Here is a 354-nt window from a genome sequence, read left to right as displayed (position 1 = left end):
AGTCAGGGAATGATACCTCACGCTTATTTGTCGCTTCCCGGTACGGTTTCGGAGCCTTTTGCCATCCATTCAAAGAAAGCAATTTTGCTGACCTTGATAAGCCTGCCCCTGCGGAACGCCGGAAAGCCGGGTGTGTGTACCAGCTCATAGGCGCTCGCTCTTGAAATTCCCATAATCCGCTGAATGTCCGCCACATCCAGAACCAGCGGTAAATCCTCGTAGCTGTTCAATCTCTTTTTATCGTTCATTCTGTTCCTCCCATAAATCAAATAGGTTAAAATGCTTCCTGCTGCCGTTCTCCCCAAAAGCCGTTTTCCTGCCCCATTCCTGCGGTGTTTCCCTGCATTGGTGCGC

1 protein-coding gene is annotated in these 354 nt (G+C 50.3%); it reads right to left on the bottom strand.

The window, feature by feature from the left end:
• Window positions 1-23 precede the first annotated feature (23 nt).
• Window positions 24-248, bottom strand: a complete 225-nt coding sequence (locus GPK88_RS18545; protein ID WP_005362423.1) for a helix-turn-helix domain-containing protein — start codon at window positions 246-248, stop codon at window positions 24-26.
• Window positions 249-354: the final 106 nt, after the last annotated feature.

This window comes from Blautia sp. MCC269, assembly GCF_018785655.1.
In the GTDB taxonomy this organism is placed as follows: Bacteria; Bacillota; Clostridia; order Lachnospirales; family Lachnospiraceae; genus Blautia_A.
This window is presented reverse-complemented; position numbering and strand designations above follow the sequence as displayed.

What these genes read in the sequence shown, in the direction of transcription:
- GPK88_RS18545 (WP_005362423.1), bottom strand. Translation starts at nt 248, where the DNA reads ATGAACGATAAAAAGAGATTGAACAGCTACGAGGATTTACCGCTGGTT.